Below are 16,010 nucleotides of genomic sequence, written 5' to 3' on the forward strand. Positions count from 1 at the left end.
CATAGTGACATGGCGCGAAACGGGCCGGTCGGGCTGCGGAAGGACGAAGCGATGACGCGCGGGTGGGTGCTGATGGCGGCGACACTGCTGCCGATGGGGTTGGCGGCGTGCGGCGGACCGGACCGGGTGACGGTGGACGATGCGTGGATCCGCCTGCCCGCGGTCGCCGGACGACCGGGCGTCGCCTATTTCACGCTGGAAGGCGGACCGTCGAACGCGACGCTCATCAACGTCAGCGCCGACATCGCGATCCGCGCCGAGATGCACGAGAGCATGACCGGAACCGGCGGCATGGCGAGCATGAAACCGCTCGCCAGCGTCGCGGTGCCGGCGGGCAAGGACACGGTGTTCGCGCCGGGCGGCCGCCACGTCATGCTGTTCGACGTCAATCCCAAGGCGAAGGCCGGCCGGATCTATAACCTGACGCTCAATTTCGCGAATGGCGCGCGCATCTACGCGCCCGCGACGGCGGTCGGCGCTGCCGATCCGGCGCCGGGCTCCTGACGCTGATACGGCGCCCGACCTGCGGCATCCAGGCGGATGCCGGGCGCCATGGCCGTGACGACGCCCGGGTCGTGCGCGATCGCCGGTCGGTCGTATCCATCGATCCGGACGGCCGCGGAGACGGCATGCGGCCCAACGGTGAGGCGCGCGCCGCATGCCGCTGCTGACGATCGGGACACCGCCGGCCGCGCGCGCGCTGACCGAGGGGGAGCGCGCGCTGGCGGCGTCGATGTTCCGCGATGCCATCGATTATGACGCCGTCCGCCTGTCGCGCACCAAATGGGCGTTCTTTCAGCCGCGCAACACCGTGATGGCCCCGTGCGGGTGCATCCATTTCCACCCGGCCGGCACCGCCTGGCGCGACGATTTCGCCGCCGCCGCCCTGACCGACCAGGGCCTGTTCATCCACGAGATGGTGCATATCTGGCAACACCAGCGCGGCATCTGCCTGCCCCTCGCCCGGCATCCGTGGTGCCGCTACGATTATGCGTTGAAGCCGGGTCAGCCGCTGCATCGCTACGGAATCGAACAGCAGGGCGAGATCGTCCGTCACGCCTTTCTGCTTCGCCACGGCGCGCGCGTGCCCGGTGCGCCGTCGCTGGCGCAATATGACAGCCTGCTGCCGTTCGGCTGACCATCCTTGCCCCGCCGTCGACGGGGCGGCGATGACGGCAGGCGACGCCGCCATGCGCAATCCTGACCAGATCGAACCAGTTACGTTTCGGTCCTATTAACCTTCCGCGGCTTAGAGGCATAGGCCCCGCAACGGGGCGCTTCCCTTCTGCCAAGGTCATCGATGTACGCCGCTCCTCCTGTCCGCCTGGCCCATCTGCTGGACGACCCCGATCTGGTCGCCGCGCTGCGCGACATCTGGTCGCTGCTCGAACCGGTCATCGTCGCCGAATCGCGCGCCTTCTGCCACCATCCCCTCGCGCGGACCCTGTATGCCGGCACGGACATGACGATGACCCAGATCATCGCCGACGAGATCGCCTATACCCGCCGCAAGTTCCTGGGGCCGTTCGATACGGCGCTGGACGCCCAGATGATCGCCCGCGGCGCGCGCTTCGTCGCCAGTGGCGGCGACGACGACGATTACCTGAACGGCCTGTCCGACAATTATCGGGCGCGCGACCACAAACTGCGCGACGCACTGGCGGACGATCCCGCACGATACGCCGTGCTGACCAACGCGCTGTACCGGCTGGCCGCGATCAACATTCGTGCCTTCGCCGCCGGCGCCGCCGACTATCGTCATGCCCGCGAGGCGCAGGTCCGCCAGAACCTGGCCGATGCGATGACCCAGGTCACGCGGATCGTCGCGACGATCGGCACGATCAGCAACCAGACCAACCTGCTGGCGCTGAACGCGACGATCGAGGCGGCGCGTGCCCACGAATATGGCCGGGGTTTCGCGGTGGTCGCGCAGGAGGTGAAGCGGCTGGCGCAGGCGACGCGCGCCGCCACCGAACAGGCCGCAGCACTACTGGCCGCGGCCTAGCCGCCCTCTCGAGCAAGAGGACGGAGCGAGGGGGCGGAGCGAGGCCTAGAGCGCGGCGAAATCGATGGCCGCGTGCCGGTCCAGCGTCTGCGGTGCCGCGGGCATCGGATATTTGAGCCCGGTGGCGCAATTGAACAGCACCACGCGCTCGTCCTCGTCGACCTCGCCGGTGCGCAGTGCCTCGCGATAGGCGGCGAGCGTCGCACCGCCTTCGGGACACAGCAACAGCCCGTCGCGCCGCGCGGCATCGTCCACCGCCTTCAGGATGGCGGGGTCGCCGACGCCCAGCGCCTTGCCGCCGCTCGCCCGCACCGCGCGCAGGATCAGGAAGTCGCCGACAGCCTTGGGCACGCGGATGCCCGCCGCGACGGTATGCGCATCCTCCCACCGTTCGGCATGCTCGACGCCGTCTTCGAACGCGCGGACGATCGGCGCACACCCGCTCGCCTGCACCGCATACATGCGCGGCCGCTTGGGGCCGATCCAGCCGAGCGCCTCCAGCTCGTCGAACGCCTTCCACATGCCGATCAGGCCGGTGCCGCCGCCGGTCGGATAGAAGATCGCATCGGGCAGTTCCCAGCCCAGCTGCGCGGCCAGTTCCAGCCCCATCGTCTTCTTGCCCTCGATCCGGTACGGTTCCTTGAGGGTCGAAAAGTCGAACCAGCGCCCCTCTGCGGCGCCCTTCCCCACGATCGCACCGCAATCGTCGATCAGGCCGTTGACGCGCCAGACCCGCGCGCCCTGCATCGCGATCTCGCGCACGTTCACCTCGGGCGTGTCCTCGGGGCAGAAGACGATCGTCTCGATACCGACCCGCGTCGCATAAGCGGCGAGTGCCGCGCCGGCGTTGCCGTTGGTCGGCATCGCGATCGTGCGTACCCCCAGTTCCTTCGCCATCGCCACCGCCATGACGAGCCCGCGCGCCTTGAAGCTGCCGGTCGGCAGGCGCCCTTCGTCCTTGACCAGCACGTTGCCGCTGCCGGCGCTGCCGGCGCTGCCGGGGATCGGGATCAACGGCGTCTCGATCTCACCCAGGCTGACGACATTGTCCGTGTGCCGCACCGGCAGCAACTCGCGCCACCGCCACATGTCGGTCGGCCGTGCGGCGAGTGCCGCCCTCGACAGTTTCGCGCTCACCGCGTCGAGGTCGTAGCGCACCAGCAACGGCCGCCCGGCCCTGGACAGGCCGTGCAGCCGGTCCGCCTCGTACCTCTCGCCGGTCAGCGAACATTCGAGGTGCGTGACGAAGGTCGGGCGATCGGTAGTGAGATTGGGGTTCATGGCTCTTTCTCAGTCCGCTCCGACACGGCGAGGGTGGAGGGGGTCGGCAAACGAGCCCCCACCGCCCCCCTCCCGGAGGGAAAAGCGTCGATCAGTCCGGCTTGCGGGCGACGCCGACCAGCGCCGGGCGCAACAGGCGATCCTTGATCATATAGCCCGCCTGCATCTCCTGGACGATCGTGCCGGGTGCCGCGTCGCTCGGCACTTCCATCATCGCCTGGTGCTTGTTGGGGTCGAGCGTCGCGCCCATCGCCTCGACCTTGGTGATGCCGTTGCGCGCGAACACGCTTTCCAGCTCGCGACCGGTCGCTTCCAGTCCGGTGACCAGCCCCTTCAGCCGCTCGTCGGCGCGCAGGTCGGCAGGGATCGCCGACAGGCCGCGCGACAGATTGTCGGCCACCGACAGGATGTCGCGGGCGAACGACGTCGTCGAATAGGCCCGCGCATCCGCCACTTCCTTTTCGGCGCGACGACGGACGTTCTGGATTTCGGCCTGCGCGTACAGCGTCTGCTGCTTCGCCTCGGCCAGCTGATCTTCCAACTGCGCGACCCGGTCGTGCTCCGCGACTTCGGGAGCAGCCTCGGCGGTTTCCTGACGCAGCGCCTCGGCGTCGATCTTCGTCTCTTCGGTCATTCGATTCCCTGTAGGTTCAGCTGTGTGAATCAGCCCATCAGACGGGCGAGCGTTGCCGCCGTGAAATCCACCATGGGCACGACGCGGGCATAGTTCAACCGCGTCGGGCCGATCACGCCGACCACGCCGACGACCCGACCACCCGCCCCACGGAACGGCCGGGCGATCACCGAAGAGCCTGATAACGCGAACAATTTGTTCTCCGCACCGATGAAGATACGGGTCGCATCGCCGGCGCTGGCGCTATCGAGCAGGTTGGCGATTTCCTGCTTTCCCTCCAGGTCGTCGAGCAGGTCGCGAACGCGGTCGAGGTCCGCTGCCGCCGCCGCGTCGATCAGCCGGCTCTGCCCACGAACGATGAACACCGGGCGGCGTGCGCCGTCCTCGCTCCACACCGCCAGTCCGCGTTCGACCAACGTGCGCGCCGCGACGTCCAGTTCGGCGCGCTCCTCGACCAATTGTCGCTCGACCCGCGCCCGCGCCTCGGCCAGCGTCAGCCCGCCCAGCGTCGCGGTCATGTAATTGCCCGCCTCGATCAACGCCGAGGGCGTCATCCCCTCGGGCAGCTGGATCACGCGATTCTCGACGCTGCCGTCCTCGCTAACCAGCACCGCCATCGCCTGATCGGGCGACAGCCCGACGAAGCCGATCGACCGCAGCGCCAATTCGCGTTTCGGCACCATCACCAGCCCCGCACAGGCCGACAGCCCGGACAAGGCGGCGGTCGTCGCCGCCAGCGCCTCCTCGACCGGTCCGTGATAGCCGACCCGCGATTCGATCGTCGCGCGTTCCTCGGCGGACGGCTCCAGCGCCTGCATCATTCCATCGACGAACAGCCGCAGGCCGCGTTCGGTCGGGATACGCCCGGCGCTGGTATGCGGGCTGGCGAGCAGCCCCAGTTCCTCCAGTTCCTGCATCACGCCGCGGATCGACGCTGGCGACAGCTTGAGGCCCGATGCGACCGCGATCGTCTTCGATCCCACCGGCACGCCCGTCGCGACATAGCCGTCGACGACCGCGCGAAAGATATCGCGCGCCCGATCGGTCAATTCGGTGACGGGCGGTGCCATGCGCCTTTATCTAGGGCAGATCAGGGGTCGGCAACAGGGCCTGTCGGTGCGTGCTGCCCATGGCCGCCTCCCGCACGCCACAGTCACCCGTTGCTCCTTCCGTCATACCACGCTGGGGCGGAACACCGTAACTCTCAGCGCCCGCTCGACACGCCGGGCCGACCGGTCACAGGGCCCGCCCGCATGGAAATGACGGCAGTCGACATCAGCGGCCGCCCCGCGGCCCGATGAACGCGGCGATCGGCAGCAATTCGGGTGCGCTGCGCAGCGCCTGGCGCATCTCCTGCGGCCCGCAGCCATAATAGACGTTGAGGTGCTGGCTGCCGCCGCTCAGCTCGCTCCACACGATGTCGACGCTCGGCATGTCGGTCGGCGCGTTCTCGCAGCCCGGCTTGCCCGGCTGGAGCAATGTTTCCGCATCGCGCGGGCGATACGGCGCCAGCTTCGCTGCAAAGCTGTGGTAGGCAGCCGGCGTCGCACGGAATTCCTTGATGCCGGTCACCGCCGTGAAGCGCTTGCCCTCGAACGTGCCGCGCCCGTCCGGCGCGATCGTAACGGCATAGACCGGGCAGCTGCCGTAGCATGGCGCGGTTTCGTAGCGGATCGTCTCGCTCTCGATCGCGATCGGTTTGCCGGCGCCGCCCGATCCCGATCCGGACCCCGACGCGTCGACCGTCACGCACCCCGACAGCGCAAGCGCCGCGCCCAGCCCGGCGATCATTCCCTTGTACACGGCTCGTCCCCTTTGCTCACCACTGGCGCAGCGTTCCTGCGCCGTCTAGGGCGTTGCGCCATTGGACCTTGAGGAGAGTTGAATGCGCCCCAGCGGCCGCGCCCCCGATCAGATGCGTGCCATCTCGATCGAGCCGAACTTCACCCGCCATGCCGAAGGATCGGTGCTGGTCGGCTTCGGCGACACCAAGGTGCTCGTCACCGCCAGCATCGAGGAACGCGTGCCGCCGTTCCTGCGGGGCAAGGGCGAAGGCTGGGTGACCGCCGAATACGGCATGCTCCCCCGCGCCACCCACACCCGCGGCAGCCGCGAGGCCGCAAAGGGCAAACAGTCGGGCCGCACCCAGGAAATCCAGCGCCTGATCGGCCGGTCGCTGCGGTCGGTGGTCGACATGAAGCTGCTCGGCGAACGCCAGATCACGCTCGACTGCGACGTCATCCAGGCGGATGGCGGCACCCGCACCGCATCGATCTCCGGCGCGTGGGTCGCGCTGCGCCTCGCCGTCAACACGCTGATGGCAAACGGCAAGCTCGCCACCGATCCGATCCTGCAAAAGGTCGCCGCGGTCAGCTGCGGCATCTATCAGGGCACGCCGGTGCTCGACCTCGATTACATCGAGGATTCAAACGCGGATGCGGACGGCAATTTCGTGCTGCTGGAAAACGGCAACATCGCCGAGGCGCAGGCGACCGCCGAACACGCCACCTATGACGAAGAGGCGCTGCTCCGCCTGCTCCGCCTCGCCCGCATCGGCTGCGCGGACATCTTCGCCGCGCAGGAGCGCGCGGTACGATGAGTGGCGAGGGACACACCCCGCAAGCGATCCGCAAGCTCGCCCCCGGCAAGCTGGTCATCGCCAGCCACAATGCCGGCAAGGTCCGGGAAATCGCCGAACTGCTCGGCCCCTATGGGATCGAGCCCGTGTCTGCGGCCGAACTCGACCTGCCCGAGCCGGAGGAGACCGGCACGACCTTCGTCGCCAATGCCGAGCTGAAGGCATTGCAGGCCGCCGATCTATCCGGCCTGCCCGCGCTGGCCGACGACAGCGGCCTGTGCGTCGATGCGCTGGGCGGCGACCCCGGCATCTTCTCGGCGCGCTGGGCGGGGGAATCGAAGGATTTCGGCCACGCGATGCGGCTGGTGGAGGATCGGCTGAACGAAGAACCCGACATGCCGCGATCGGCGCATTTCGTCTGCGCGCTGGCGCTCGCCTGGCCCGACGGCCATGTGGAATGGTTCGAGGGCCGGGTCGACGGCACGCTCGTCTGGCCGCCACGCGGCAAGGCGGGGTTCGGCTATGACGCGATGTTCCTGCCCGTCGACGCGGCCGAGACGTTCGGCGAAATGGATCCCGCCGCCAAGCACGCCGTCAGCCACCGCGCCGATGCCTTCCGCCAACTGGTCGCCGCGGTGCTCTGAACCGTGCTTCGGCACAGGCGGAAGGCCGAGGGCCCAGGCGGCGTCGGCGGCGGGCCGCATCCCGGGCTGCTGCCGGCGCGGCCGCAGATGACATGACCGCGATCGACCCCGCCCTCGTCCATGGCTGGCTCGCTGCCCGATCGCTGTCGCGCGGGCTGCCCGCACCGGTAGCGGACGGTGGCGGATGGCGCGTCGATACCGACGCTGCGGACGAAACGCGCCGCTACGTCTTCGCCGCACCCGTGCCCGGCCTGCTGCACCTCGCCGAAACGATCGCCGAGCCGCGCATCTTCCTCAAGCTCTGCGCCGACGCGGCCACGCTGCGCCGGCTGCTGCCGGCACGCTGGGCGATCATCGACGCCAATTGCATGATGGTGACCGACGCGTCGCCGATCCCGCCCCGGACGCTGCCGCCCGGCTACGCGCTGGCGACGACGACGACCGGTGCCGTCAGCCACGTGACGATCACCGCGCCCGACGGCACCGTCGCGGCGAGCGGTTACGCCGCCGAACGCGACGGCATCTTCGCCTACGACCGGATCGTCACCACCGAACCCCACCGCCGTCGCGGCCTGGGCAGCGCGCTCATGGCCGCCCTCGGCGCCACCCGGACGGACGACCGTGCGCAGCAGATTCTCACCGCTACCACGATGGGCGTCGCGCTGTACCGGTCGCTCGGCTGGCGGGTCTACTGCCCCTATACGACCGCGGGTTTGTAGACACCGCGTACGCCCGACTTGCCTTGGAACGGTCTTCCAGCCAGCCTCGGTGCATGAGCATGTCCAGAAGAACGCTTACACTGCTGCCGATCGCGGCGGCGGGCATGGTCGTCACCGCATGCTCGCCGCACGACCCGCGTGCATGCACGCCGCCGCGTTCCTATTGGCCGGTGCCGCGTGCCCCGATCGGTATTCAGCCGATCACCAGCGTGATCGCGCTCACCCGGGACGGGGCGATCCGGTGGAACGGCGACTCCGTTTCCTTTGCCGCACTAAGGCAATATCTCGAGACGTCCCACCGGCTGAACCCGGAACCGCAGATTGTTCTCGATACCGAAATGGGTATCTCCTGCCGGATGCTGGAGCGGGTGCGCAACCAGATGGATCGTGCGCTCGAATGCCGGAAACCGTATGCGCGGTGTGCGGAGGGCCTGCGCCCTGTCCGGGAGGATACGCGCTGGGGGGCGCATGGCCCGGTGTCGTAACCGCGCCAACGCGCTTCCCCGCCTCAATACGCCACCTGCCCCATGACGTTCCCCGGCGGCGCATAGCGGCACACCAGATAATCGTCCGTGGCGTTGCTTGCGAGCGCACAGCCGACCTGCGTCGTCCCACGCCACACGATCTGGGTGTAATGGCCGACATCCTGCCACCGCCCGGTGCGGCTCGATTGGGGGACAGGCAGGTTCACGAAGTCCTTCCGCTCCGCCACCCAATGGCCGATCATCTCGTCGAAGCGATAGGCACCGCGCGTGCCGGTCCACAGATTCTCGCCCTGCCGGTCCATGCCGAGCGACTGCGCGGCATGTTCGAACCGTCCGGTCCGCGCCATCGTGTCCGCATAACCCTTCGCCGCCACCGCGAGCGGTTCGCTCCACGTCAGCGGCGGCGCCCCCACATCGCCGCGCGCGCGGTTATGCCCCGCCAGCATCGTCCGTTGCAGCAAGACCGATCCACGCGCCGCATTCACCGTCGTCGGCCGCGGCTCGACGACCCGTTCGGGACGCTCGGGCGCCTGCGCGCAACCGGCGACCATGAGCAAAGCGGCGATCCACGAGTGGCGTTTCAGCATGATCCCCGCCATATCGTCAGCATCATGACCCCCGACAAGACGCCGCTCGCGCTTTACGTCCACTGGCCGTTCTGCGTCTCCAAATGCCCCTATTGCGATTTCAACAGTCACGTGCGGGACGATGTCGACCAGCAGGCGTGGCGCGATTCGCTGCTCGCCGACCTCGCCTACGAAGCGCAGGCGCTGCCCGGCCGTACGTTGGGGTCGATCTTCTTCGGCGGCGGCACGCCCTCGCTGATGCCGCCCGCCACCGTCGCAGCGATCATCGACGCGGCACGGGCGATCTGGACGCCGGCCGCGGATATCGAGATCACGCTGGAAGCCAATCCATCCTCGGTCGAGGCGGCACGCTTCGCCGACCTCGCCGCGGCCGGCGTCAACCGTGTCTCGCTTGGCCTGCAATCGCTCGACAATGCCGCATTGAAGTTCCTCGATCGCGCCCACGACGTCACCGAAGGGCTGGGCGCGCTCGACACCGCGCAGCGCCATTTCGGCCGCGTCAGCTTCGATCTCATCTATGCGCTGCCCGGCCAGACCCTGCCTGCGTGGGAGGCCGAGCTTGCCCGTGCGCTGTCATTCGGGACCGAACACCTCTCGCTCTATCAATTGACGATCGAACCCGGCACCCGCTTCGCCACCGATGCGGCCAAGGGGCGGCTGACGATCCCCAACGGCGACACTGCCGCCGACCTGTTCGAGGCGACGCGCGCGATGACCGCCGCCGCCGGCCTGCCCGCGTACGAAACGTCGAATCACGCGCGTATCGGCGCGGAAAGCCGCCACAACCTCACCTATTGGCGCTATGGCGATTACGCTGGTGTCGGCCCCGGCGCCCATGGTCGCCGCGACGGCCTTGCCACCCAGCGTCGCCGCAAGCCGGAGAACTGGCTCGCCGCCGTCGCCCGCAACGGCCACGGTATCGAGGTGGAGGAGCCGCTTTCCCCCTACGAGCGCGCCAGCGAAGCGCTGGTCATGGGCCTGCGCCTGCGCGAAGGGATTCACCTGCCGCGGATCGCGGCGCTGGCCGGTGGCACCGCCCCGATCGACTGGCCGGCGGTCGCCCGGCTGGAGGCGCAGGGCCTGATCGCCCACGAGGCCGACCGCCTGCGCGTCACCGAGAAGGGCGCGTTGCTGCTGGATGCGATCCTGCCGCTGATCGTCCGCGACGCACCATCTGCGTGAGCGACGGCAGGGACGGACAGGCAGGACACGCTTGCCGCGCAGGCGTCATCCCGGCGAACGCTGACGCCCATGGCCATCCGACGGCCGGGATCGGCACGCCCGCGCAGAGCCGATCAGGTCCATGGACGACGACGGACCTAGGGACGGCAGCGGGGCACAGGCCGCGTTACCGTCCGAACCCCGTCGGCGCGGGCGACACCGTCACCACCGTGCCGGCCTGAATCTCCTGCACCTCCAGCGCCCGCTCCGCCACGCCGTCGCGGCCGAAGCGGAACGCGCCGTCGATCCCGGCAAAGCCATCCGCGTCGCGCAGCCGCGCTTCCGGGAATGGCCGCCCCACCGGCCAGTCGCGCGAGATGCGCACGGTCAGCAGCACCGCGTCATAGCCAAGGCTGGACAGACGGTAGGGCGCGGCATTGTAGCGCGTCCGGTATTTGGTGACATATTGCCGGTACAGTCCGTCCGCCACGCTGGCGAACCAGGCGCCGTTCAGCGCGGGTTTCGCCGCTAGGCTCGCCTCCGAATTCCACAATTCGGTCCCCAGGATCCGGGTCGACGCGCCGCTGCCGCGCTTTACCAGCGGTGCCGCCGCCGCCGCGCTGGTCCCTGCATCGGCGATCAGCACCGCACCATACGGCGCCTTGGCGTTCAATCGCGTCACCGCGCCGGCGATGCCGCCCGCAACCCGGCCATAGGTCTGCAGCGACACGACCTCGCCGCCCGCACCCTCAACCGATCGCAGGAACGCGGTCGACGCCCGCTCGCCGTACAGGCCGTTGGGGATCAGTCCGGCAAAGGTGGTCACCCCGCGGCTGCGTGCATATTGCACCACCCGGTCGATCGACTGCGACGGTGCATAGCCCATCAGGTACGTGCCGTTGCCTGCGACCGATACGTCGTTGGAAAAGCTCAGCACCGGCACCCGCGCCGCCTTTGCGATCGGCGCCACCGCACGTACGTCCTCGGACAATAGCGGCCCCAGGATCAGCTTCGCACCCTCGGCAATGGCGCGCTGGGCGGCCGCGGCGGCACCCGTCGCGGTGTCGTAATTGGTGATCCGTACCTTGTCCGTGCCGGTGTCGAGCACCGCCAGCATCGTCGCATTGGCGATCGAGCGTCCGACGCCCGCATTGCTGCCCGACAGCGGCACCAGCAACGCCACCCGGTTGCGCTGCGTATCGCGCGGCAAGCCCGCCTGCACGTCGTCGGGCCGCTCCACCTGCGGGCGCGTCGGCCGGTCGGGCGCCGACACCGGCGCGCGCGGCACCACCGTCGAACAGGCCGCCAGCAATCCCGCCCCCAGGATTGCCGCCCAGCGCTTCAGCCCAGACCCATATGTCTGTCCAAATGTTGCTGCCTCTGCCATGACGTCCCCTGTGGCCATATCCGAAAATCCTCTCGAACCCGGGCTGTACATCGTCGCGACGCCCATCGGCAATCTTGCTGACCTAAGCCCGCGCGCCGCGGACATCTTGGCCCGCGCAGACCTGATCGCTGTCGAGGATAGCCGCGTCACCGCCGGTCTGCTCCGCCACATCGGCACCAAACGTCCGATGATCCCCTATCACGACCACAATGCCGAGGGGATGCGCCCCGGCCTGATCGCACGCATGACCACCGAAGCCGTCGCCCTGGTCTCCGACGCCGGCACCCCCTTGATCTCCGACCCGGGTTACAAACTGGTCCGCGACGCGCGCGCCGCCGGTCGCAACGTCGTGACCATCCCCGGCCCCTGCGCCGCGATCGCCGCGCTGACGCTGGCCGGCCTGCCCACCGATCGCTTCCTGTTCTGCGGTTTCCTGCCCAGCAAGGCCAAGGCCCGCGTCGATGCCATCGGCGAGGTCGCGGCGATCCGCGCCACGCTGATCTTCTACGAATCCGGCCCGCGCCTGTCCGCCTGCCTGTCCGCCCTTGCCGAAGGGCTGGGCGACCGCGAGGCCGCCGTCACCCGTGAAATCACCAAACGCTACGAGGAAGCCGTCACCGGCACGCTCACCCATCTCGCCATGCGCTATGCCGATGCGCCGCCCAAGGGCGAGATCGTCATCGTGGTCGCCCCGCCCGGCGACGAGCCGCTCCCTGAAGCCGCCGACGCCGACGCTGCGCTTGCCGAGGCGCTCACCCGCCTGCCCGTCGCAAAGGCCGCGGGCGAAGTGGCCAAGGCGTTCGGGCTGGACCGCAAGGAATTGTATGCGCGGGCATTGAGGATGAAGGGCGGATAGGCCGTTTGCGGGTTTCGAAGCCGATACGGCATTGCAACGTGGCTGCGCCATGGGCGATGCGCAACGGAACGTCAGCGCATCTTTGTCACAGGCGATGACCGAGAAGGAGGCATAGGATGTCGATCCAAGCAATCGTAGCCGCAGCAGCCCTGCTGGCGTCGTCCGCCGATACGGCCACCGACCCCATCAAACCCGTCCTCAATCCGGAACAGGCGATCGCTGCGGCAGATGCCATGCCGCGGGGCCATTACGGTCGATTTGTCATGACGGTGCGCGCGACCGGTAAAGAGCGCAGGGCGACCTATTTGAACTCGTCGACCGATTATCGATCGGCCGACAATGTCACCTTCCGTCTGGCGCCCAATGTCGCCAGCGTGCTGACGAGGCGATATGGCGCCTCGGCCGACCAATATCTCAAAGGCAAACGCGTGACGGTCAAAGGCATCGTCGAGCGCAAACCCATCGTGAACATGGAATATGGCCGCGTCGAAAGTTTCAACCGGTGGGCGCACGAGGTCTATATCCGGCTTCCCGGCCAAGTCCTTTCGGTGGAATAGGTCACTCGAATATCGTCTTTCCTTTGCGATCCGCGGGGTCGTCATGGTCGACCGAAACTGGCACGAGCGTCGCCCTGCCATGATACCTCGGGTATCCTTGCGCTTGCGCCGGAGTGTCGCATCCGTCAGCGTGGTGCCATGCCGCCCCGACCCCGCCGTCTGACGACCGAAGCGCGCCGGACCGCGGAAGCCGCCGGGCGTCGCGGCGAGCGCATCGCGGCATGGTGGCTGCGACTGAAGGGCTGGTCCATCCTCGACCGTCGTGTCCGCACGCCGGCCGGCGAAGTCGATATCGTCGCCCGGCGTGGCAACCTGATCGCCTTCGTCGAGGTGAAGACCCGCCGTACCGCCGCCGAACTCGACTTCGCGATCGACGAACGGCGGCTGGGGCGGGTCGCGGCGGCGGCGGAGGTGCTGATGGCGCGCTATGCCGGGCCGGGAGACGATATCCGCGTCGACGTTATTCTGCTCGCGCCCGGCACGCGGCCGCGCCACATCGAGAATGCGTGGACAGGATGACATTCGCGCTGGCGCACCCTACCTGCCGGCTCGAACAACTGATCGGAACGCGTCCATGTCTCTCACCGTCGCCGTCCAGATGGACCCGCTCGACAGCATCAACATCGCCGGCGATTCCACCTTTGCGCTGATGCTGTCCGCCCAGGCGCGTGGTCACAGCCTATTCCACTACACAGCCGAAGACCTCAGTTACGCCGATGGCCGCGTCTGGGCAAAGGCGCATCCGGTGACCGTCCAGCGCCGCGAAGGCGACTATTTCCGTTTCGAGGCGCCGGTCAATCTCGACCTCGGCGAGGCCGCCGACGTCGTCCTGATGCGCCAGGATCCACCGTTCGACCTCGGCTACATCACCGCGACGCACCTGCTCGAACGGATCGCCGACCGCACGCTGGTGGTCAACGATCCGGTCAGCGTCCGCAACGCGCCCGAAAAGGTCTTCGTCCTCGATTATGCGCGCTTCATGCCGCCGACGCTCATCACCCGCAGCCTCGACGAAGCGCGCGCCTTTCTGGCGCAGCATCACGACATCGTCGTCAAGCCGCTGCACGGGAACGGCGGCAAGGCCATCTTCCGCGTCGGCAGCGACGGCGCCAATCTGTCGGCGCTGATCGAGGTGTTCAACCAGACGTGGCGCGAACCGCACATGGTGCAGGCGTTCCTGCCCGCCGTCGCGCAGGGCGACAAACGCATCGTGCTGGTCGACGGCGAGGTGGTCGGCGCGATCAACCGCCTGCCGGGCGAGGGCGAGATCCGCTCCAATCTGGCGGTCGGCGGATCGGCGGTGAAGACCGAACTGACCGACAAGGAGCGCGAGATCTGCGCCGCGCTCGGGCCGGAGCTGAAGCGCCGCGGCCTGCTGTTCGTTGGCATCGACGTGATCGGCGGCGAATGGCTGACCGAGATCAACGTCACCTCGCCCACCGGCATCGTCGCGATCGAACGGTTCGACGGCACCGACGTCGCCGGCCTCATCTGGGATGCGATCGAGCGCAAGCTGGCGGAACGCGGCTGATCGAGATGCCCCTGAACCGCTGACATGACGGAATTCATCCTCAACGGCATCGCCTGGGGCGGGTACGTCGGCATCTTTCTGCTGATGGCGCTGGAGAACGTCATCCCGCCGATCCCGTCCGAAGTCATCATGGGCCTCGGCGGTATGGCGGTGGCGCGCGGCGACATGGCGATCGTGCCGCTGGTCCTCTGGGGGACCGCGGGTACCACGGCGGGCAATTACTTCTGGTATTACCTTGGCCGTCACATCGGCTACGAACGGTTTCGCCCCTTCATCGGCCGGCACGGCCGGTGGCTGACGATGGAATGGCAGGACGTCGAGAACCTGCACACCTTCTTCGTCAGGCATGGCGGCTGGGTGGTGTTCGTGTTCCGATTCATGCCGACGTTTCGTACGGTCATCTCGTTGCCGGCCGGCATCACCTGTATGCCGCTGTGGCGTTTCCTGGTGTGGACGTTCGCCGGCAGTCTGATCTGGAACAGCATCCTCGCCGCTGCCGGCGTGTACCTCGGCTCGCGCTTCCAGGAACTCGACCGCTATGTCGGCCCGATCGCGATCGCGATCACGGCGTTGATCGTGATCGGCTATATCTGGCGCGTCATCACCTGGCGCCCACGCGAACGCTAGGCCCGTGGGTGGGCATGGCGATAGACGTCGAGCAGATGCGCCGCATCGACTGCGGTGTAGATTTGCGTCGAGCTGAGGCTCGCATGCCCCAGCAACTCCTGCAGCGCGCGCAGGTCCGCCCCGCGACCGAGCAGATGCGTCGCAAAGCTGTGGCGCAGCGCATGGGGGGTCGTTCGCTCGCCCAATCCCAGCCGGCCCCGCGCCATCCGCACCGAACGCCGGATCATCCCCGGGGACAACGGACCACCCTTCGCACCGCGAAACAGCGGTGCGTCGGGTGCGAGCGCCCATGGCACCTGCGCCGCATATCGCTCCAGCGCGGCGCGGACCTGCGGCAACAGCGGCACGATCCGCGTCTTGTCGCGCTTGCCCGTCACCGCCAGCGTCTCGCCCAGCGGCAGCACGCTCGCCGGTAACGCAAGCGCCTCGCCGATGCGCAGGCCGGCACCGTACAGCAGCAGCAACACCGCCCAGTCGCGCGCGCCGATCCACGGCTCGCTCGCATCGTCCGCCACCTCCCCGGCGAGCGAGAGTGCCTCGTCCGGCGAGATCGGCCGCGGCACGCCTTTCCCGACCCGCGGCCCACGCAGCCGCGGCGCCGCGCCGTCCGGCACGGCGAAGGCCAGGAACCCGCGAACCGCCGACAGTTCGCGCGCGGCAGAGGCGTTGCCGAGGCCCGTCTCGCGCCGCGCCGCCAGAAACGCGCGCAGATCGGCAGCGGTCACATCGGCCAGCGCCGCCACGTCGACGGGGGCACCCCAATGGCCCTGGAGGAAAGCGACCAGCCGCTCGGCGGTGGCCTGATACGCCCGGACGGTATGCGCCGACCGCCTGCGGTCACGCGCCAGGTGCGCCGCCCATCTTAACGTCAGCGGGAGCGGCAAGTCGTTCATTCTACCTCTCTTCTGGCCCGGACCACATATTCTGGGAAGGACATTTTAACGCCTGGGGGCCATGG

At 68.5% G+C, this 16,010-nt stretch carries 20 protein-coding genes; 13 read left to right on the forward strand and 7 right to left on the reverse strand.

Features of this window, described 5'->3' with window-relative positions; translation table 11 throughout:
• Positions 1-51 precede the first annotated feature (51 nt).
• The 3 genes from GTH33_RS02420 (at position 52) to GTH33_RS02430 (ending at position 2,005) form a co-directional block, all read left to right on the forward strand.
• Positions 52-504 carry a copper chaperone PCu(A)C gene (locus tag GTH33_RS02420; protein ID WP_243848169.1) on the forward strand — a complete coding sequence of 151 codons (453 nt, stop codon included), beginning with the start codon at positions 52-54 and terminating at the stop codon, positions 502-504.
• A gap of 154 nt (positions 505-658) precedes the next feature.
• Complete coding sequence (locus GTH33_RS02425) at positions 659-1,138, forward strand: vgr related protein (RefSeq protein WP_163956939.1); 480 nt, start codon at positions 659-661, stop codon at positions 1,136-1,138.
• A gap of 162 nt (positions 1,139-1,300) precedes the next feature.
• Positions 1,301-2,005 carry a methyl-accepting chemotaxis protein gene (locus GTH33_RS02430; protein ID WP_163956940.1) on the forward strand — a complete coding sequence of 235 codons (705 nt, stop codon included), beginning with the start codon at positions 1,301-1,303 and terminating at the stop codon, positions 2,003-2,005.
• A 45-nt stretch (positions 2,006-2,050) separates the two neighbouring features.
• Here GTH33_RS02430 and GTH33_RS02435 read toward each other — a convergent pair whose 3' ends face one another.
• The 4 genes from GTH33_RS02435 to GTH33_RS02450 form a co-directional block, all read right to left on the reverse strand.
• Complete coding sequence (locus GTH33_RS02435; RefSeq protein WP_163956941.1) at positions 2,051-3,286, reverse strand: threonine synthase; 1,236 nt, start codon at positions 3,284-3,286, stop codon at positions 2,051-2,053.
• Positions 3,287-3,377: 91 nt separating this feature from the next.
• Positions 3,378-3,920 (reverse strand): nucleotide exchange factor GrpE, encoded by a 543-nt coding sequence (gene grpE, locus GTH33_RS02440; protein ID WP_163956942.1) that lies wholly within the window; start codon positions 3,918-3,920, stop codon positions 3,378-3,380.
• Between the two features lie 29 nt (positions 3,921-3,949).
• Entirely contained in the window at positions 3,950-4,990 is a 1,041-nt protein-coding gene (hrcA, locus tag GTH33_RS02445) for a heat-inducible transcriptional repressor HrcA (RefSeq protein ID WP_163956943.1), read from the reverse strand.
• 205 nt (positions 4,991-5,195) lie between these two features.
• Positions 5,196-5,723, reverse strand: coding sequence for a DUF6438 domain-containing protein (locus GTH33_RS02450; protein WP_249054973.1), 528 nt, complete (start codon positions 5,721-5,723; stop codon positions 5,196-5,198).
• 82 nt (positions 5,724-5,805) lie between these two features.
• Here GTH33_RS02450 and rph point away from each other — a divergent pair, with 82 nt between their 5' ends.
• The 4 genes from rph to GTH33_RS02470 all read left to right on the forward strand — a co-directional run bounded on the left by rph (position 5,806) and on the right by GTH33_RS02470 (position 8,346).
• Positions 5,806-6,519: a ribonuclease PH gene (gene rph / locus GTH33_RS02455; RefSeq protein WP_163956944.1), complete on the forward strand. Its 714-nt coding sequence runs from the start codon at positions 5,806-5,808 to the stop codon at positions 6,517-6,519.
• A complete protein-coding gene (gene rdgB, locus GTH33_RS02460) occupies positions 6,516-7,142 on the forward strand; it encodes an RdgB/HAM1 family non-canonical purine NTP pyrophosphatase (protein WP_163956945.1) in 627 nt (208 codons plus the stop codon). The genes rph and rdgB overlap by 4 nt, the downstream gene beginning before the upstream one ends.
• A gap of 92 nt (positions 7,143-7,234) precedes the next feature.
• Positions 7,235-7,861 carry a GNAT family N-acetyltransferase gene (locus GTH33_RS02465; protein ID WP_163956946.1) on the forward strand — a complete coding sequence of 209 codons (627 nt, stop codon included), beginning with the start codon at positions 7,235-7,237 and terminating at the stop codon, positions 7,859-7,861.
• Positions 7,862-7,965: 104 nt separating this feature from the next.
• Positions 7,966-8,346 carry an ExbD/TolR family protein gene (locus GTH33_RS02470; RefSeq protein WP_163956947.1) on the forward strand — a complete coding sequence of 127 codons (381 nt, stop codon included), beginning with the start codon at positions 7,966-7,968 and terminating at the stop codon, positions 8,344-8,346.
• A gap of 23 nt (positions 8,347-8,369) precedes the next feature.
• On the opposite strand, the gene GTH33_RS02475 is transcribed toward GTH33_RS02470, so the two are convergent.
• Positions 8,370-8,933: a CAP domain-containing protein gene (locus GTH33_RS02475; protein WP_243848170.1), complete on the reverse strand. Its 564-nt coding sequence runs from the start codon at positions 8,931-8,933 to the stop codon at positions 8,370-8,372.
• 24 nt (positions 8,934-8,957) lie between these two features.
• On the opposite strand from GTH33_RS02475, the gene hemW reads away from it, so the two are divergent.
• The gene (gene hemW, locus GTH33_RS02480; RefSeq protein WP_163956949.1) at positions 8,958-10,115 is read left to right on the forward strand and encodes a radical SAM family heme chaperone HemW; all 1,158 of its coding nucleotides are present in this window, start codon (positions 8,958-8,960) and stop codon (positions 10,113-10,115) included.
• A gap of 166 nt (positions 10,116-10,281) precedes the next feature.
• Here the strand turns inward: hemW and GTH33_RS02485 are convergent, their stop codons facing one another.
• A complete protein-coding gene (locus tag GTH33_RS02485; protein WP_163956950.1) occupies positions 10,282-11,481 on the reverse strand; it encodes a penicillin-binding protein activator in 1,200 nt (399 codons plus the stop codon).
• Between GTH33_RS02485 and rsmI the strand changes: the two genes are divergently transcribed.
• The 5 genes from rsmI (at position 11,480) to GTH33_RS02510 (ending at position 15,052) form a co-directional block, all read left to right on the forward strand.
• Positions 11,480-12,337 carry a 16S rRNA (cytidine(1402)-2'-O)-methyltransferase gene (gene rsmI, locus GTH33_RS02490; protein ID WP_163956951.1) on the forward strand — a complete coding sequence of 286 codons (858 nt, stop codon included), beginning with the start codon at positions 11,480-11,482 and terminating at the stop codon, positions 12,335-12,337. The genes GTH33_RS02485 and rsmI overlap by 2 nt on opposite strands.
• A gap of 116 nt (positions 12,338-12,453) precedes the next feature.
• Positions 12,454-12,894: a hypothetical protein gene (locus GTH33_RS02495; RefSeq protein ID WP_163956952.1), complete on the forward strand. Its 441-nt coding sequence runs from the start codon at positions 12,454-12,456 to the stop codon at positions 12,892-12,894.
• A gap of 138 nt (positions 12,895-13,032) precedes the next feature.
• Positions 13,033-13,413 carry a YraN family protein gene (locus GTH33_RS02500; RefSeq protein WP_163956953.1) on the forward strand — a complete coding sequence of 127 codons (381 nt, stop codon included), beginning with the start codon at positions 13,033-13,035 and terminating at the stop codon, positions 13,411-13,413.
• A 55-nt stretch (positions 13,414-13,468) separates the two neighbouring features.
• A complete protein-coding gene (gene gshB / locus GTH33_RS02505) occupies positions 13,469-14,425 on the forward strand; it encodes a glutathione synthase (protein ID WP_163956954.1) in 957 nt (318 codons plus the stop codon).
• 24 nt (positions 14,426-14,449) lie between these two features.
• Positions 14,450-15,052, forward strand: coding sequence for a DedA family protein (locus GTH33_RS02510; RefSeq protein ID WP_163956955.1), 603 nt, complete (start codon positions 14,450-14,452; stop codon positions 15,050-15,052).
• Here the strand turns inward: GTH33_RS02510 and GTH33_RS02515 are convergent.
• Positions 15,049-15,945 (reverse strand): tyrosine recombinase XerC, encoded by an 897-nt coding sequence (locus tag GTH33_RS02515; RefSeq protein WP_163956956.1) that lies wholly within the window; start codon positions 15,943-15,945, stop codon positions 15,049-15,051. The genes GTH33_RS02510 and GTH33_RS02515 overlap by 4 nt on opposite strands.
• Between the last annotated feature and the right edge of the window lie 65 nt (positions 15,946-16,010).

It is taken from the genome of Sphingomonas insulae (assembly GCF_010450875.1).
Classification (GTDB): domain Bacteria; phylum Pseudomonadota; class Alphaproteobacteria; order Sphingomonadales; family Sphingomonadaceae; genus Sphingomonas; species Sphingomonas insulae.

What these genes read in the sequence shown, in the direction of transcription:
- gshB (WP_163956954.1), top strand. Translation starts at nt 13,469, where the DNA reads ATGTCTCTCACCGTCGCCGTCCAGATGGACCCGCTCGACAGCATCAAC.
- rdgB (WP_163956945.1), top strand. Translation starts at nt 6,516, where the DNA reads ATGAGTGGCGAGGGACACACCCCGCAAGCGATCCGCAAGCTCGCCCCC.
- hemW (WP_163956949.1), top strand. Translation starts at nt 8,958, where the DNA reads ATGACCCCCGACAAGACGCCGCTCGCGCTTTACGTCCACTGGCCGTTC.
- rsmI (WP_163956951.1), top strand. Translation starts at nt 11,480, where the DNA reads ATGACGTCCCCTGTGGCCATATCCGAAAATCCTCTCGAACCCGGGCTG.
- grpE (WP_163956942.1), bottom strand. Translation starts at nt 3,920, where the DNA reads ATGACCGAAGAGACGAAGATCGACGCCGAGGCGCTGCGTCAGGAAACC.
- GTH33_RS02470 (WP_163956947.1), top strand. Translation starts at nt 7,966, where the DNA reads ATGGTCGTCACCGCATGCTCGCCGCACGACCCGCGTGCATGCACGCCG.
- GTH33_RS02435 (WP_163956941.1), bottom strand. Translation starts at nt 3,286, where the DNA reads ATGAACCCCAATCTCACTACCGATCGCCCGACCTTCGTCACGCACCTC.
- GTH33_RS02485 (WP_163956950.1), bottom strand. Translation starts at nt 11,481, where the DNA reads ATGGCAGAGGCAGCAACATTTGGACAGACATATGGGTCTGGGCTGAAG.
- GTH33_RS02420 (WP_243848169.1), top strand. Translation starts at nt 52, where the DNA reads ATGACGCGCGGGTGGGTGCTGATGGCGGCGACACTGCTGCCGATGGGG.
- GTH33_RS02495 (WP_163956952.1), top strand. Translation starts at nt 12,454, where the DNA reads ATGTCGATCCAAGCAATCGTAGCCGCAGCAGCCCTGCTGGCGTCGTCC.
- GTH33_RS02465 (WP_163956946.1), top strand. Translation starts at nt 7,235, where the DNA reads ATGACCGCGATCGACCCCGCCCTCGTCCATGGCTGGCTCGCTGCCCGA.
- hrcA (WP_163956943.1), bottom strand. Translation starts at nt 4,990, where the DNA reads ATGGCACCGCCCGTCACCGAATTGACCGATCGGGCGCGCGATATCTTT.
- GTH33_RS02500 (WP_163956953.1), top strand. Translation starts at nt 13,033, where the DNA reads ATGCCGCCCCGACCCCGCCGTCTGACGACCGAAGCGCGCCGGACCGCG.
- GTH33_RS02425 (WP_163956939.1), top strand. Translation starts at nt 659, where the DNA reads ATGCCGCTGCTGACGATCGGGACACCGCCGGCCGCGCGCGCGCTGACC.
- GTH33_RS02510 (WP_163956955.1), top strand. Translation starts at nt 14,450, where the DNA reads ATGACGGAATTCATCCTCAACGGCATCGCCTGGGGCGGGTACGTCGGC.
- GTH33_RS02475 (WP_243848170.1), bottom strand. Translation starts at nt 8,933, where the DNA reads ATGCTGAAACGCCACTCGTGGATCGCCGCTTTGCTCATGGTCGCCGGT.
- GTH33_RS02515 (WP_163956956.1), bottom strand. Translation starts at nt 15,945, where the DNA reads ATGAACGACTTGCCGCTCCCGCTGACGTTAAGATGGGCGGCGCACCTG.
- GTH33_RS02430 (WP_163956940.1), top strand. Translation starts at nt 1,301, where the DNA reads ATGTACGCCGCTCCTCCTGTCCGCCTGGCCCATCTGCTGGACGACCCC.
- rph (WP_163956944.1), top strand. Translation starts at nt 5,806, where the DNA reads ATGCGCCCCAGCGGCCGCGCCCCCGATCAGATGCGTGCCATCTCGATC.